Source organism: Massilia sp. P1_C10 (assembly GCF_056406475.1).
Window position 1 is genome coordinate 57,742 of the sequence record NZ_JBFUAC010000003.1, and the last position, 14,275, is coordinate 72,016.

The window sequence follows — 14,275 nt, forward strand, 5'->3', positions numbered from 1 at the left end:
GACTATTTCTGCACCGGGCGATACAGCGGTGCCTCGGCCGGCACCGGCTGTTGCTGTTGTTGGCGCGGCGCCGTCGCACCCGGACGCGCAGGCGTCGGCGCCACGACCGGCTTGGGCGGCATCGCGACCATGGTGCCGCTGGCCGGCGGCTGCCCATCGACCAGCGGCGGCAGCACCGGCGCACCGAGTTCCTTGACCAGGCCGGTTGTGTCGTGCGGCTGGGCCTGGAGGCCGGAAGAACGCATGTAGTCGTAGCGGTTCAGCGAGATGGCGTTGCTGTCGTCCTTGCTGCGCACGATGACGGGACGCAGGAACACCATCAGGTTGGTCTTGGTGCGCTTGCGGGCCTGGTACTTGAACAGGTTGCCGATCACCGGGATGCTGCCCAGGCCAGGCACGCGCTCCTCGTTGCTGGCCGCGTCGTCCTTGATCAAGCCGCCGAGCACGATGATCTGGCCGTCGTCGGCCAGCACGTTGTTCTCGATGATGCGGATGTCGGTGGTCACGCCGGCCGGGTCGGTGCGGCTGGCCTGCACCACGCTCGAACTCTCGTTGTAGATCGCCAGCTTGATGGTGCCGCCTTCGGAAATCTGCGGGCGCACCTTGAGCGTCAGGCCGACGTCGCGCCGGTCGATGGTCTGGAACGGATTGGCGTTGGCGCCGCCGGCCGCGGTGGTGAACTGGCCGCTGATGATCGGCACGTTCTGGCCGACCTTGATGGTCGACAGTTCGTTGTCGAGCGTGAGCATGTTCGGCGTCGACAGGATGTTGCCGCCGTTTTCGTTTTCCAGCGCGTGGGCGACCGCGCCCAGGCCCAGCGCGCCGTTGATCTGCTTGAACACGCCGACCGAAATGCCCGGCCCCGGCGTCTTCGAGGCGATCAGCGCGGCCAGGCCGTTGGCCGGCGTGACGGCGCTGGCGTTGAAGTTCTGCACGCCGCCGATGCGGTAGCGGCTGGTTTCGTCGCCGCTGGCGCCGAGCCACTGCACGCCGAATTCGGAGGCCTTGTCGGAGTTGACCTCGACCACCAGCGCTTCGATGTAGACCTGGGCGCGGCGCACGTCGAGCTGGTCGATGACGGCGCGCAGGTTGCGGTAGACCGCTTCGCTGGCGGTGATGATCAGGGTGTTGGTCGAGGCGTCGGCCTGGATGAAGCCGGCGCCGGCCGCGCCGCTGCCGCCGCCGACCGTCTGGCCGGGGCTTTGCGCGCTCATGGTGCTGGTCGGGCCGCCCAAGGTGCCGCCCGGCTGCTGGCCGCCGCCCGCGCCTTGCGTGCCGGACGCGACCGAGCCGCCCGCGGTGCCCTGCTGGGCCTGCGGCAGCGAGGTGTCGGACGAGACCACCGCGCGCAAGGTCTGCGCCAGCTTGGTGGCGTCGGCGTTCTTCAGGTAGATCACGTGGATGTTGCCCGCTTCCGCGGTCGGCTGGTCGAGCTTGGCGATCAGCGATTTGGCCAGGTTGGCGCGCGCGGCCGAGGGCGCGCGCACGATCACCGAGTTGGTGCGCGGATCGGCCAGCACGGACACGCGGCCCGAGTCGCCGCCCGGCGCCGGCTCCATCATGCGCTGGACCATCACGGCGACGTCGCTGGCGACGGCGTAACGCACCGGCACCACGTCGACGCCGGCGCCGACCGGCGCGTCGAGCGCGGCGATGATCTTGGCAAGGCGCGCCAGGTTGTCGGCGTAGTCGGTGATCACCAGGCTGTTGTTGCCCGGGTTGGCCATGATCGAGTTGTTGGGCGCGATCAGCGGACGCAGCACCGCCGTCAGGTTGGCGGCCGACTCGTAATTGAGGTGGAAAATCTGGGTCGCGATCTGGTCGCCGGCGACGCGCTTGGCGCCCACGCCGACGCGGGTCGGCGACGGCTGCAGCTTGGCTTCCGCTTCCGGCACCACCTTGGCGAAGCCGTCGCCGGTGACGACCGCGTAGCCCTGCAGGCGCAGCTGCGAGGTCAGCAGGCTGAACGCCTGCGACTTGGTCAGCGGCTTTTCCGACACCAGCGTCAGGGTGCCCTTGACGCGCGGATCGACGATGAAGGTCATGCCGGTGTAGTGGCCGACCGCCTTGATCACCGATTCCATGTCGGCGTTGACGAAGTTCAGCGCGGCGCCGGCGCCCGGCTCCTGCGCGAGGGCCGGGGCCACCACGGTGGCTGCCGCGCAGCACAACATGACGCCGGCGGCGAGCCGGCGCAGCGCCGGGACGGGAGAGGTGTTGCCTGCAGGTTTTTTCATTATTTGAACTCTAACGCGATAATATTCTTGCCGCCCACCATACGGCGCTGGCCCAGCAAATTAAGCAGGTTGCCCAGCGTCTCTTCATATCCGTTGGCCGCCGATGCCTGGCCGGAAAACTGCAGCCGGCCCTGGTTCAGCGATCCATTACCCGACAGCAGCAATGCCCCGCGCACCGTCGTCAAATTCAATTGCGCCTGCTGGCCCTGCCAATCCATCGCCAGCCGGTAGCTGCCGAGGGGATTGACCGGCGTCATGCGCGAGCCCATGTCGTCCAGCGCCAGCGTGGTGCGGCCGATCACTTCCACCGCCTGCTGCCGGCGCACCAGCTCCAGCGAGGTCCACGACAGCCGCATCACCCCGCTTGGCGCGAGCGTGTTGAGCGGCGCGCCCAGGCCGGCCAGTCCGCCGGCCGGCAGCATCAGCTCGCCCGGGCTGACCTGCCAGTGCGACCAGTTGCCTTCCGCGTGCACCGGCTGCGCCAGCGCCTGCGGGTTTTCCAGCGACAGCGCCACATGGCCCAGCAGCACCAGCGGCGACAGGCGCCACGTGAAGCGTCCCGGCAACAGCGGCGTGACCGATCCGCCCTCGCCCGGCGCGCCGCCGATGAAGGCCGAGCCGCGCCACAGCGTACCTTGCGCATCCCCGAGAGTCAAACGTCCGCCGGTCTGCCGCTCGACCATCGGCCCCAGCCATGCCGCAGGGAAAAACACCAGCACCGTCAGCGCTACCGCCAGCAGGATGGCCGCACACCATAGCACGAGTCGCTTCACCGCGGCCCCGCGCCCGCATCCTGGCGCAGCGTTAATGTGGCGTCGACCTGGCCGAGCGCGCCCTGGGCGCCGATCACGGCGTCCTGCACCGAAATGCGGTTCTCGCGGCGCTGCGCGTCAAGCCACATGACCAGGCTGGAAAAGGCCACGCCGTTCAGCTGGACCTTGGCGAATTCGCCGGTCATGGCCACCGTCGCCGGCGTCATCGACAGCGCCGCCAGGCTGGTGGTGAGGCTTTGCGGCGACATCGGCGAGACCGCGCTTTGCGGCGCGCGCGCCAGTTCGCCCGCTTCGAGCGCCATCGCGCGCAGCTGGGCCGACTGCTGGCGCAGCACCGGCAAGTCCTTCTGCAGGCGCGCGCGGCCGGACAGCGCCGGGTCGACGAACAGTGAATAGACGATGGCGGCCGCGGCCACCGCGAAGCCGATCGCCAGGTACTTGCGCTCCTGCTCGGTGCGCGCCATCCAGGCCACGGTGGCGCGCTCCCTCCATTGTGCTACGGTGCTGACGGCGCTCATGGCTTGCCTCCTGTGCTGCGGATCTGCCACGTGGCGGGGGCGGTTTCGGTCAGGCTCAGGCCGCGCGCGGCCAGCGAATTCTTGACCATGGACAGCGCGCCGGGATCGGCTGACTCTGGTTTGACCTTGACGGTCAGCGCATGTTCCCGGTATTCGAGGCCGATCACGCCAAGCGGACGCGGCAGGATGCGCGCGGCCTCGCCGAAGGCGGCGGCCAGCCAGTTGAACTCCTCGGGACCGAGCTCGCCGCTGGCGGCGCGGGCGCGCGCGTTGTTCATGCGCATTTGCGCGATCGGGTCCTGGATCACGGTTTCCTTCGGGTACGCGTTCTTGAAGGTCTGCAGGTTGGACTGGCGGATCGCGTCGGCTTCGCGCTTCATGCCCAGCCACTGGATGTTCAGGCCGGCCAGGTTGACCACCAGCGCCAGCAGCGCCAGGCGCAGCGGCCATTTCCAGCGCTTCCAGTCGGCGGCGCGCGCGCCGGCCGCGCCGAGCGAGGGCACCAGGTCGAAGGCGGTGGTCTTGGCGCCGGCCAGCCAGTGCGGCCACTGGTCCGCTTCGAGCGCGATGGCGGGACCGGCGTCCTGCGCCAGCGCCTGGTACTCGCCCAGTTCGTCGGCCGGCACGAACAGCGTCAGCGGGGCGTCGCCGGCCAGCGATCGGACGGTCTGCAACGCCAGCTCGGGCGTCGTGGCCATCGCCAGGCCGAGGCCGTGGTACAGGCCGTCGCGCAGGGTGATGTCGGAATGGCCGACCGCGGCGCTGACGTGGCCCGGCTGCAGCGGCAGGCACAGCTGCGCGGGCAGCGCGGAGACGGAGCGCGCGCCGAACGCGAGGATGGAACGCACCAGCGGCTCGAGATAAGCGCGCTGGACCACGGCGACGCTGCGCAGGCCGTCGGCCGACAGCGCCGGCGCGGCGGTCAGCACGCAGTCGGCCGGGTCGCCCAGCACCTGTTCTTCGACCAGGCCCGGCAGCGCGGCTTTCAGGCGCGCGCCCGACAGCGGCGGCGCCTTGACGTGCAGCATCGTGACGTCGGCGGCGGCCAGCAGCAGCACCACGCGGCGCGCGGCGGCAACGATGTCGCCCATGCCGCGCAGCGCGCCCTCGCCCTGCTGGTCGATGGCGCCGCTGTCGGCCACCAGCGCGAAGCGCGACAAGGCGGCATCGCCGTCGGCCCGCGCCGGCAAGCGGATATATAAAGTAGTCAAACGGTCTCGCTTTCTTCTAGTTTTGCCGTACCCATTCCAGCGTCGTCTTCGGCTGTCCGCCCGGCCGGTTGATCAGCGCCTCGGCGTCGAGCGCGGCGCGATCGAGCCGGATCCGGCTGTGGATCAGAAAGTAATCGCTGCGCACCCCCACCGTGTCCGGCAGCACAATCGCCGGCGCCACCTCGGTCGTGAAGATGCCGATGTCGCGCCACGGCACGTTCTTGCGGCGCGCCACCAGCGAGCTGGCCGCGCCCATCGACAGGTTCTGCACCACCGCCGCCAGCACTTCCGGCGCCGCCGTGTTCACGTTCACCATGGTCCGCTCCGGCAGGACGATGACGAACTCGCGCAGCCGGTTGACCACCTCCAGTGTATAACCCGGAATCGCCAGCAGGTCATCCACTTGCATCATGCGTACCGGCGCTTCGGTGGCGGAGACCGGGATCGGCGCCGCCGGCGTGCCGGTTGCGCCGCCCTGCCCGCCGCCCTGCGCGCCGCCCGCCGGCGGCCCCGCGTTCGGCTGGATCACCTGCGCCCTGGCCACGGCCTGCGCGGTGCGCAGCGCCAGGTTGGGATCGAGCCGCAGGTTGGTGAGCAGTTGCTTGTAGATGCCCAGCTGGGCCTGGTCGACGGTGCGGTTCTGCGCCAGGTTCGCCAGATTGTACCGCGAGGTCGCGTCGATAATGTTTCCCGACAAGGTGGCGTCAAACACCTCGCCCTGCACCCGCTCGCGTTCGATGTACTGGTCGAGGCGGGTCTCGGCCAGCGGCGTGGCCCAGACGTGGGTCAGCGCGGTGTAGTTCGGGTTGTCGGCGCCGTCCTGGCGCAGCACCAGGCCGGCCCAGTCGAGCGCGCCGCGCAGGATCCACTTGGTCTGCAGGTGCAGGCGCTGGTTCTCCATCGAGCGCACCTGCACTTGCTGGGCCCAGAACAGGCTGGCGACGATGGTGATCGCCAGCGTGGTCAGCAGCAAGGCGGTGATCACGGCGACGCCGCGCTGGCGGTGCAGCTTGCTCATAGGCCTCCCAGCAGGAAGGCTTTGATCATCGGCGCCTCGACGCCGCGCACCGCCAGCGCCACCTGCAAGCCGGTCGGCTCGAGCGCCGCGGCGGCCACGGCGCCCGCGGCGACTGGCTGGGCGGGCTGCGGCTGCTGGCGCCACTGGTTCACTTCGAAGGTCTGGATCGTCATGCCGGTCACGCCGGCCTGCAGCGCGACCGGCGCGGTGGTGTCGGCGTCGGACGTGGCCGCGGTCCACAGCACGTCGAGCTGGACCAAGTCGCGCGTGCCCATCGACTCGCGCCGCGACAGCACGCCGTCGCGGATGCGGTAGGACACCACCTGCAGCCGCATCGGCTCGTTTTCCACAAAGCTCTGGCGCACCAGGGTCAGGCGGTCGTTGGCAGCCTGCAGGTAGGGCCGCCTGTCGAGCAGCCGGCTGCTGGCCATGTGCTCGCAGTCGCTTTGCATCTGGGCGAACGCGAGCTGCATGCCGCGCGTGGTTTCCATCTGCTCGGTCAGCGACACGCGCGCGCGCACGATGCCGTCCAGGCCGCGCCAGCCGAGCACGGCGACCATCGCCAGGATGCTGATCGCCACCAGCAACTCGATCAGGGTGAAACCGCGCGCGCGCTTCATAGCTGCCTCATGACCAGTTGGACCAGTTTGAGGATGCGGCGTTCCGGGTTGGCGCTGTCGACCACGCTGACCTCGACGCGTCGCAGCAGCGGGTTCGGGCTGGACAGCACTTCTTCCTCGCACATCAGCTTGAGGTCGCCCTGCGGGCATTCGAAGCTGCGCTTGCCGACGGCGGGAAACTCGCGCGACAGGCGAATCTGGACCAGCCGGTTTTCGGCCGACCAGGTGGCCATCATCGCGGTGCGCAGGCCGGCGCTGTTCGAGGCCAGACTGCCGACCGCGCGCAGCGAGGCGCCCAGCGCGGTGCCGACGATGACCAGCGCCACCAGCACCTCGAGCAGGGTGAAGCCGGCGGATCCGGCGACGGGGCGCGAGCGCATGGTCATCGTCATTCGACCACGAAATGGCCGACCCCGTCGGCGCGGATCGCCACGCGGGCGTCTCCGCTGGCCAGGGTCAGCACGAAGGGTTTGTCGACCGGCTCGCGGCCGAAGGTCACGCGCAGCGGCACGCCGGCGCCGGCGCCCGGCGGGTCGATCAGCACCGCCACCGGGGCGTTGTTGAAGGGGCGCTCGCGCAGCAGGTCGTCGCCGGCCACGGGATCCCAACGCGTCTCGTTGCGCACCAGGAAGCGGTAGCGTTCGCCGTCGGCCTCAAATGCAACCAAACGGTTGCGTACGATCGCTTCGTCACGCGCCAGCTGCAGCAGCAGGGCGAGGCGCTGGGCTTCCTTCTGCAGGTTCTGCTGCGGACTGGGGATCGCGTTGAGCGACACCATGCCCAGCGTGATGCCGATGATCACCATCACGATCATGATCTCCACCAGGGTGAAGCCACGTTCGCGCTGGCGGGCAGGAAGGACGGGCACGCAACCCTCCGTGGCTGAGATTATTCCCAGGAACCGATGTCGGCGTCTTCGCCGGTGCCGCCAGGCTGGCCGTCGGCGCCCAGCGAGAACAGGTCGACTTCGCCGTGCAGGCCGGGCGACAGGTACTGGTAGGCGTTGCCCCACGGGTCTTTCGGCAGCTTGTCGATGTAGCCGCCGGCCTTCCATCCCTTGGCGGCCGGGCCGGCGGTCGGCGCGGTCATCAGCGCCTGCAGGCCCTGCTCGGTGGTCGGATAGCGCTGGTTGTCCAGCTTGTACATTTTGAGCGCGCCCATCAGGGTCGAGATGTCGACCTTGGCGGCGGTCACGCGCGATTCGCCGGTGCGGCCCATCAGCTTCGGCACGACCAGCGCGCCGAGGATGCCGATGATGACCACCACCACCATGATCTCGACCAGGGTGAAGCCGCGCGCGAAGCGCCGGCGCAGGGTGGGTTGGGACTTGCTGCGGGAAACAATTTGCATGGTCATGTCAGTCAGGACGGAAAGATTGCAGAGTATATGACGGTTTCACGGGCCGGGGCCAGTTTGTCATTGTAAGGCAGGGGCGCGGACGATGGCCACGCATCCCCGAAGTCGTTCCCACCATTGGCGGGAACGACTTCCAGCGGAGGCTGGAACCTAGGGTGCGCTCAGCATGGGTTCCAGCCTTCGCTGGAACGACATACGGGACAGTCGGGATTGCGGGCGATGCCGATGCTGGTCCATTCCATCGCGCGGCCGTCGAGCAGCAGCAGCCGGCCGGCGAGCGAGGGCTGGATGCCGATCAGGAGCTTCAGCGCTTCGGCCGCCTGCGTCGCGCCGATCACGCCGACCAGGGGCGCGAACACGCCCATGCTGCTGCACGCGACGTCCTCGAAGCCGCCATCCTCGGGGAACAGGCAGGCGTAGCAGGGAGATGCGTCGCTGCGCGCGTCGAACACGCTGATCTGGCCGTCGAAGCGGATCGCCGCGCCCGACACCAGCGGCACGCGCGCGGCCACGCAGGCGCGGTTGACGGCGTGGCGGGTGGCGAAGTTGTCGCTGCAGTCGAGCACCACCGAGGACGCGCGCACCAGTTCGGCCAGCCGTTCGCCGGCGGCGCGCTCGCGCAGCGCGACGATTTCGATGCCCGGATTGATATCGAGCAGCGCCGCGCGCCCCGACACCACCTTGGGCTGGCCGATGCGGCTGGTCGCGTGCATGACCTGGCGCTGCAGGTTGGTCAGGTCGACCTCGTCGTCGTCGACCAGCACGATGCGGCCGACGCCTGACGCGGCCAGGTACATCGCAGCCGGCGAGCCGAGGCCGCCGGCGCCGATCACCAGCGCGCTGGCGTCGAGCAGGCGCTGCTGGCCCTCGATGCCGATTTCGTCGAGCAAGATGTGGCGCGAGTAGCGCAGCAGCTCGTCGTCGGTCACTGCTTGAGGGCTTTCGCCTTCAGTTCCGGCGGCGCCTGCGGCGGCACCACGCCGGGACGGGCGACGTCGCCCTCGGCCACTTCCATCGCCGGCCCCTGCGCCAGCTTCACCGGCAGGCCCTTGAAGTGGTTGATGGCCTGGGCCAGCTGGAAGTCGTCCTTGCCGCCGAATTCGAGCGGCTTGCGGTTCTTCAGCGCGGCGGCGATGCGACGCTCTTCTTCCAGCTCGTCGCGCTTGGCCGCGGCCGGCGCCGCCTTGTCGCCCTCGGTGCCGAGGTGGCGCTGAAGGTCGGCTTCGCGCACGCGCAGCGCGTTCAAGCCGTCGCCGTCGGCGTTTTCGTCGACCAGGATGTCGGGCACGATGCCGGTGGCCTGGATCGAGCGGCCCTTCGGCGTGTAGTAGCGCGCGGTGGTCAGCTTGACCGCGGTGTCGGCGCTGATCTGGCGCAGCGTCTGCACCGAGCCCTTGCCGAAAGTCTGGCTGCCCATGATGATGGCGCGCTTGTAATCCTGCAGCGCGCCGGCGACGATTTCCGAGGCCGACGCCGAGCCGGTGTTGACCAGCACGACCATCGGCACGGTCTTCAGGCCCGCCGGCAGCTTGGCCAGCGGATCGCGGGTGCCGCGGCCGATGTAGAACTCCTTGCGGCCGTAGAAGGTCTGGTTCGAGTCCGGCAGCTGGCCGATGGTCGAGACCACCACCTGCTCTTTCGGCAGGAAGGCCGAAGTGACGCCGATCGCGCCCGGCAGCAGGCCGCCCGGGTCGTTGCGCAGGTCGAGCACCAGGCCCTTGATGTTCGGATCCTGCGCATACAGCGCGTTGGCCTTCTGCGCCAGTTCGTCCAGCGTGAGTTCCTGGAACTGGCTGATGCGCAGCCAGGCGTAGCCCGGCTCGACCAGTTTCGCCTTGACGCTGTGAACCTTGATCTCTTCGCGCACCAGCGCCACCACCAGCGGCTTGTCCTCGCCGCGTCGGGCGATGGTCAGCGTGACCTTGCTGCCCGGCGCGCCGCGCATTTTCTTGATCGCTTCGTCCAGCGCCATGCCCTTGATCGGGGTGGCGTCGATGCGGGTGATCAGGTCGCCCGGCTTGATGCCGGCGCGGTAGGCCGGCGAATCCTCGATCGGCGAGACGATCTTGACGTAGCCGTCCTCGGTCGACACTTCGATGCCGAGGCCGACGAAGCGCCCCTGCATGGTTTCGCGCATTTCGCGGTAGGCCTTCTTGTCGAGGTAGACCGAGTGCGGGTCGAGCGAGGCGACCATGCCGGTGATCGCTTCGGACAGCAGCTTCTTGTCTTCGACCGGTTCGACGTAGTCGGACTTGATCAGGCCATACACGTCGGCCAGCTGGCGCAGCTCGTCGAGCGGCAGCGGCGCGCCGCCGGCCTTTTGCGCGACGGCGGGAAACTGCAGCGACAGCGCGATGCCGGCCACCATGCCGACGGCGACCAGGCCCGCGGTGCGGACGCCCTGGCGGGTCTTGCCAGAATTGAATTGCTTCATGTGCTCAACCTCAGAATTTGATCCAGCTGGCCGGGTCGAACGCCTGGCCCAAGTGCCTCAGTTCAAAGTATAGACCCGATTCCTCGCGACCGCCTGTGTTGCCGGCGCTGGCGATCGGATCGCCGCCTTTGACGGCGTCGCCCTCGTGTTTCAGCAAGGTCTGGTTATTGCCGTAGATCGACAGGTACTGGCTGCCATGGTCGACGATGATCAGGTTGCCGAAGCCGCGCATCCACTTGGCGAACACCACCCGGCCGGCGGCCACGGCGCGCACGTCCGACCCCTCGGGCGCCTGGATGAACACGCCCTTCCAGCTCGCTTCGCCGCGCTTGGCGCCGAAACGGGCAGCCAGCTTGCCGCTGACGGGCGCACGCATCTGGCCCTTAAGGCTGGCGAAGGCGCCTTCCGGCGCGGCCGGCGCCAGCGCGATGTCGGCCGGTTTGGCGGCTGCGGGATCTGGCTTCGTGGCCACCTTCGGCGGCGCGTCGTCGTCGATCGGATCGGGCTTGAACACCGGCTTGGCGCCCGGCTTCTCTTTGGCAAGACGCTCGCGCTCGGCCTTCTTGCGCGCGTCGGCCAGCGCCTTCGCCTCGGCGTCGGCCTTGGCCTTGGCGGCGGCAACGGCGGCCAGGCGGCGCTGTTCGGCGGCGGCCGCTTCGGCCTGCTGGCGGATCAGCTTCGCCAGGTTGTCGACCAGCGCGTTCATCCGTTCCTCGTCGCGCGCCAGCTTGCCCGCTTCCTTGCGCTGCGCGGCCAGTTGCTGCGACAGCGTGCCCAGCAGGGCGGCGCGCTTGGCCTTCTCTTTTTCCAGCGCGACCTTCTGCTGCTTCTGTTCCTCGGCGATTTCTTCCAGTTCGTCCTTGGCGTTCTGGGCCTGCTCGCGGTTGGCCTCGACCGCGGCCAAGTTGCCGCGCAAGGACGCGAGCAGGCGCGCCTGCGCCTGCGACAGGTAGGCCATCAGCTGCAGGTCGCGGTTGATGCGGTTCGGGTTGTCGCCCGACAGCAGCAGCTTGATGCGGTCCTCGTTGCCGGCGACGTAATGCTCGCGCAGCAGCTTCGCTATCTGCTTCTTCTGCGCCTCGATGGTGGCGGCCAGCTTCTCGCGCTCGGCGTCGAGCCCAAGCAGCCTGGCGTTGGTGTCCTGCTGCTCGCCGGCCAGCTCGCGCAGCGCGCGGTTGGCGTCCGAAATCGCCTCTTCCGACTCGGCCAGCGTGTCGGCCACGTCTTCCTTCTGGCTTTCGGTGCGGCTGATGTCCTTCTTCAGCGCCTGCAGTTTCTGCTGGATGCCGGCGCGGCTCGCTTCGGCCGCGGCCTTCTGCTTGCTGCGCTCGGTCGGCTTGGTCGCGCCGTGCGCGCCGCCCATGGCAAACGCCAGGACGAGGCAGCACAGCGCCCGGCTGGCGCCCTTACTCGATGCTGGATGCAAAATTACTTGGCCTTCCCTTGATTCGCGACCGCGGCGGTGGCGGCGGCGATCGCATCCTGGTCGCCCAGGTAGTAGTGGCGGATCGGCTTCAGGTCGGCGTCCAGTTCATACACCAGCGGCTGGCCGTTGGGGATGTTCAGGCCGACGATGTCTTCATCGCTGATGTTGTCGAGCATCTTGATCAGCGCGCGCAGGCTGTTGCCGTGGGCCGAGATCAGGATCTGACGGCCGGCGCGGATCGCCGGGGCGATTTCGTCGTCCCAGGCCGGCATCACGCGCGCCACGGTGTCTTTCAGGCATTCGGTCAGCGGGATCGCCTCCTTCGGCAACTGGGCGTAGCGCGGGTCGTGGAACGAGGTGCGCTCGTCGTCGGCGGCCAGCGGCGGCGGCGGCGTGTCATAGCTGCGGCGCCAGACCAGCACCTGGGCGTCGCCGTACTTGGCGGCGGTCTCGCCCTTGTCGAGGCCCTGCAGGGCGCCGTAGTGGCGCTCGTTCAGGCGCCAGTCGTTGACCACCGGCAGCCACATCATGTCCATCTCGTCCATCGTCAGCCACAGCGTGCGGATCGCGCGCTTGAGGACCGAGGTGTAGGCCAGGTCGAAGGTGAAGCCGGCGTCCTTCAGCACCTTGCCGGCGCTCTTGGCCTCGGCCACGCCCTTGGCGGTCAGGTCGACGTCGGTCCAGCCGGTGAAGCGGTTTTCCAGGTTCCAGGTCGATTCGCCGTGGCGCATGAAGACAATTTTGTACATAAGCTCTTGAATAGTGGGTTCAACAGGGCGCGCTGGGCAAAAACGCGGCGGAATGTGAGGCTGTCAGCTTCTATTTTATAATGCGCGAGTTAACTTAGCCCATTGGATCCTTTGTGAAATTTATTATTGACCATATTTTTACCGTCGCCGTGGTCGTTCTGTCGGGCGCCTACCTGCTGATTCCGGCCCTGATCCCGCGCGGCAAGCGCGCGTCGGCGCTGCAGGTGACCCAGATCATCAACCGCGGCAAGGGCACCATCGTGGACGTGCGCAGCGCTGAAGAATTTGCCAAAGGGCATTTGCGCGACGCGAAAAACATTCCGCTGGCAGACTTGTCGTCGCGGATCGGCGAACTGGAGAAATCGAAGGCGCGTTCCGTGGTCGTCGTGTGCCAGACCGGCGCGCGCGCCGACAAGGCGGTCCGGCAACTTGCCGCGGCCGGATTTTCCGACGTGGTCGCCCTCGATGGCGGCGTCGCAGCGTGGCAGGCCGCGGGCCTGCCGATCGCGAAATAAAGAACAAGGAGTCTATTTATGGCTAACCAGGCCCATGTAGTGCTGTACCACACCGCCGCCTGCCCCTACTGCGTGCGCGCCGAGCGCCTGCTCGAAGCGAAGGGCGTCACCAACATCGAGCGCATCCGGGTCGACCTCGATCCCGAGCAGCGCGTCGTGATGATGCAAAAGACCGGGCGCCGCACCGTGCCGCAGATTTACGTGGGCGCCACCCACGTCGGCGGTTTCGACGACTTGTATGCGCTCGATCAGGCCGGACGGCTCGATCCCTTGTTAAATGGGGCTTGACCGGATTTAACCGGGTCAATCGAAGGCTATTGCAAGCAGGTTGGTTTTGATACAATTGCCGTCGCGTTTGATCATAAGCCCATATGGAACGGCGAAAAAGCCGTTCTTCATTTCATACAACGAAAGCGTTCCATGTCTGACGAAACCCTGCAACCCGTATTTCAAATCCAACGCGTCTACCTGAAGGACATGTCGCTGGAGCAGCCGAATTCCCCGGCCATCTTCCTCGAGCAGGAAGCGCCGACCATCGAAGTGTCGCTCGACGTGGGCGCCGAAGCCATCGCCGAAGGCATCTACGAGTCGACCGTCACCATCACCGTGACCGCCAAGGTCAAGGACAAGGTTGCTTTCCTGGTTGAAGGCAAGCAAGCCGGTATTTTCGAAGCGCGCAACATCCCAGCCGACCAGATGGATCCGCTGCTGGGCATCGGTTGCCCGAACATCGTTTACCCTTACCTACGTGGCAACATCGCCGACGTGATCACCCGTGCCGGCTTCCCGCCAGTGCACCTGGCCGAGATCAACTTCGAAGTGTTCTACCAGCAGCGCCGCCAGGCGATGGCAGACGCGGCGGCCGCAGCGCCCGCCACCGATGCCGTCAACTAAGTACTAGTACGTAGAAGTAGTATCATCAGCGGGACGGGCCATCGGCCTGTCCCGTGTCACTTCCAGACCAAGGTTCGCGATGCACCTTTCCCGTTGTTGCGCCGCCGCGCTGCTGTTGGCCGCTTCGGCCTGTGCATCCGCCATCGATTTCAAGACCGTCGGCGCGGCTCCGGCCATCCTGTACGACGCGCCTTCCGCCAAGGGCGGCAAGCTGTTCATCGCGCCGTCCGGCATGCCGGTCGAAGTGGTGCTCGGCTACGGCGAATGGGTCAAGGTGCGCGACGCCAACGGCGACATGGCCTGGACCGAGGCGAAAGCGCTTTCCAGCAAACGCAATGTGGTGGTGCGGGTCGCCGGCGCCAAGGTGCGCGCCACCAGCGACGACGCCGCCCCGGTCGTGATGACCGCCGACAAGGGCGTGCTGCTCGAATTGGCCGATCCGCAGGCAAGCGCCTGGCTCAAGGTGCGCCACAAGGACGGCATCTCCGGGTTCATCAAGGCCTCCGACGTCTGGGGCATCTGAT

Annotated in this window: 17 protein-coding genes; 4 read left to right on the forward strand and 13 right to left on the reverse strand. The window is 67.8% G+C overall.

Annotation, left to right across the window (positions count from 1 at the left end; genetic code table 11):
* Nucleotides 1–2 precede the first annotated feature (2 nt).
* The 13 genes from gspD to gpmA form a co-directional block, all read right to left on the reverse strand.
* The gene (gene gspD / locus AC1D02_RS07920) at nt 3–2,237 is read right to left on the reverse strand and encodes a type II secretion system secretin GspD (protein ID WP_477315472.1); all 2,235 of its coding nucleotides are present in this window, start codon (nt 2,235–2,237) and stop codon (nt 3–5) included.
* Nucleotides 2,237–3,010, reverse strand: a complete 774-nt coding sequence (gspN, locus tag AC1D02_RS07925; protein ID WP_477315474.1) for a type II secretion system protein N — start codon at nt 3,008–3,010, stop codon at nt 2,237–2,239. The genes gspD and gspN overlap by 1 nt, the downstream gene beginning before the upstream one ends.
* Nucleotides 3,007–3,528 (reverse strand): type II secretion system protein GspM, encoded by a 522-nt coding sequence (gspM, locus tag AC1D02_RS07930; protein WP_477315476.1) that lies wholly within the window; start codon nt 3,526–3,528, stop codon nt 3,007–3,009. The genes gspN and gspM overlap by 4 nt, the downstream gene beginning before the upstream one ends.
* The gene (gene gspL, locus AC1D02_RS07935) at nt 3,525–4,739 is read right to left on the reverse strand and encodes a type II secretion system protein GspL (RefSeq protein ID WP_477315478.1); all 1,215 of its coding nucleotides are present in this window, start codon (nt 4,737–4,739) and stop codon (nt 3,525–3,527) included. The genes gspM and gspL overlap by 4 nt, the downstream gene beginning before the upstream one ends.
* 16 nt (nt 4,740–4,755) lie before the next feature.
* Nucleotides 4,756–5,757 (reverse strand): type II secretion system minor pseudopilin GspK, encoded by a 1,002-nt coding sequence (gene gspK, locus AC1D02_RS07940; protein ID WP_477315480.1) that lies wholly within the window; start codon nt 5,755–5,757, stop codon nt 4,756–4,758.
* Nucleotides 5,754–6,377: a PulJ/GspJ family protein gene (locus AC1D02_RS07945; RefSeq protein WP_477315482.1), complete on the reverse strand. Its 624-nt coding sequence runs from the start codon at nt 6,375–6,377 to the stop codon at nt 5,754–5,756. Before AC1D02_RS07945 ends, gspK begins: the two co-directional genes overlap by 4 nt.
* On the reverse strand, nt 6,374–6,763 hold the full coding sequence (gspI, locus tag AC1D02_RS07950) for a type II secretion system minor pseudopilin GspI (RefSeq protein ID WP_477315484.1): 390 nt from the start codon (nt 6,761–6,763) through the stop codon (nt 6,374–6,376). Before gspI ends, AC1D02_RS07945 begins: the two co-directional genes overlap by 4 nt.
* 2 nt (nt 6,764–6,765) lie before the next feature.
* Nucleotides 6,766–7,245 carry a type II secretion system minor pseudopilin GspH gene (gspH, locus tag AC1D02_RS07955; RefSeq protein ID WP_477315486.1) on the reverse strand — a complete coding sequence of 160 codons (480 nt, stop codon included), beginning with the start codon at nt 7,243–7,245 and terminating at the stop codon, nt 6,766–6,768.
* Nucleotides 7,246–7,265: 20 nt separating this feature from the next.
* A complete protein-coding gene (gene gspG / locus AC1D02_RS07960) occupies nt 7,266–7,727 on the reverse strand; it encodes a type II secretion system major pseudopilin GspG (RefSeq protein WP_477315488.1) in 462 nt (153 codons plus the stop codon).
* 167 nt (nt 7,728–7,894) lie between these two features.
* A complete protein-coding gene (locus tag AC1D02_RS07965; protein WP_477315490.1) occupies nt 7,895–8,662 on the reverse strand; it encodes a HesA/MoeB/ThiF family protein in 768 nt (255 codons plus the stop codon).
* Nucleotides 8,659–10,167 (reverse strand): S41 family peptidase, encoded by a 1,509-nt coding sequence (locus AC1D02_RS07970; protein WP_477315492.1) that lies wholly within the window; start codon nt 10,165–10,167, stop codon nt 8,659–8,661. Before AC1D02_RS07970 ends, AC1D02_RS07965 begins: the two co-directional genes overlap by 4 nt.
* A gap of 10 nt (nt 10,168–10,177) precedes the next feature.
* Entirely contained in the window at nt 10,178–11,530 is a 1,353-nt protein-coding gene (locus AC1D02_RS07975; protein ID WP_477315494.1) for a murein hydrolase activator EnvC family protein, read from the reverse strand.
* A 65-nt stretch (nt 11,531–11,595) separates the two neighbouring features.
* Nucleotides 11,596–12,342: a 2,3-diphosphoglycerate-dependent phosphoglycerate mutase gene (gene gpmA, locus AC1D02_RS07980; RefSeq protein ID WP_477315496.1), complete on the reverse strand. Its 747-nt coding sequence runs from the start codon at nt 12,340–12,342 to the stop codon at nt 11,596–11,598.
* A gap of 113 nt (nt 12,343–12,455) precedes the next feature.
* Here gpmA and AC1D02_RS07985 point away from each other — a divergent pair, with 113 nt between their 5' ends.
* The 4 genes from AC1D02_RS07985 to AC1D02_RS08000 all read left to right on the forward strand — a co-directional run bounded on the left by AC1D02_RS07985 (nt 12,456) and on the right by AC1D02_RS08000 (nt 14,274).
* On the forward strand, nt 12,456–12,857 hold the full coding sequence (locus AC1D02_RS07985) for a rhodanese-like domain-containing protein (RefSeq protein ID WP_477315498.1): 402 nt from the start codon (nt 12,456–12,458) through the stop codon (nt 12,855–12,857).
* A gap of 18 nt (nt 12,858–12,875) precedes the next feature.
* Nucleotides 12,876–13,145 carry a glutaredoxin 3 gene (gene grxC, locus AC1D02_RS07990; RefSeq protein WP_477315500.1) on the forward strand — a complete coding sequence of 90 codons (270 nt, stop codon included), beginning with the start codon at nt 12,876–12,878 and terminating at the stop codon, nt 13,143–13,145.
* Nucleotides 13,146–13,277: 132 nt separating this feature from the next.
* Nucleotides 13,278–13,751: a protein-export chaperone SecB gene (secB, locus tag AC1D02_RS07995; protein ID WP_477315502.1), complete on the forward strand. Its 474-nt coding sequence runs from the start codon at nt 13,278–13,280 to the stop codon at nt 13,749–13,751.
* Between the two features lie 79 nt (nt 13,752–13,830).
* A complete protein-coding gene (locus tag AC1D02_RS08000; RefSeq protein WP_477315504.1) occupies nt 13,831–14,274 on the forward strand; it encodes an SH3 domain-containing protein in 444 nt (147 codons plus the stop codon).
* The last annotated feature ends 1 nt before the right edge of the window (nt 14,275 follow it).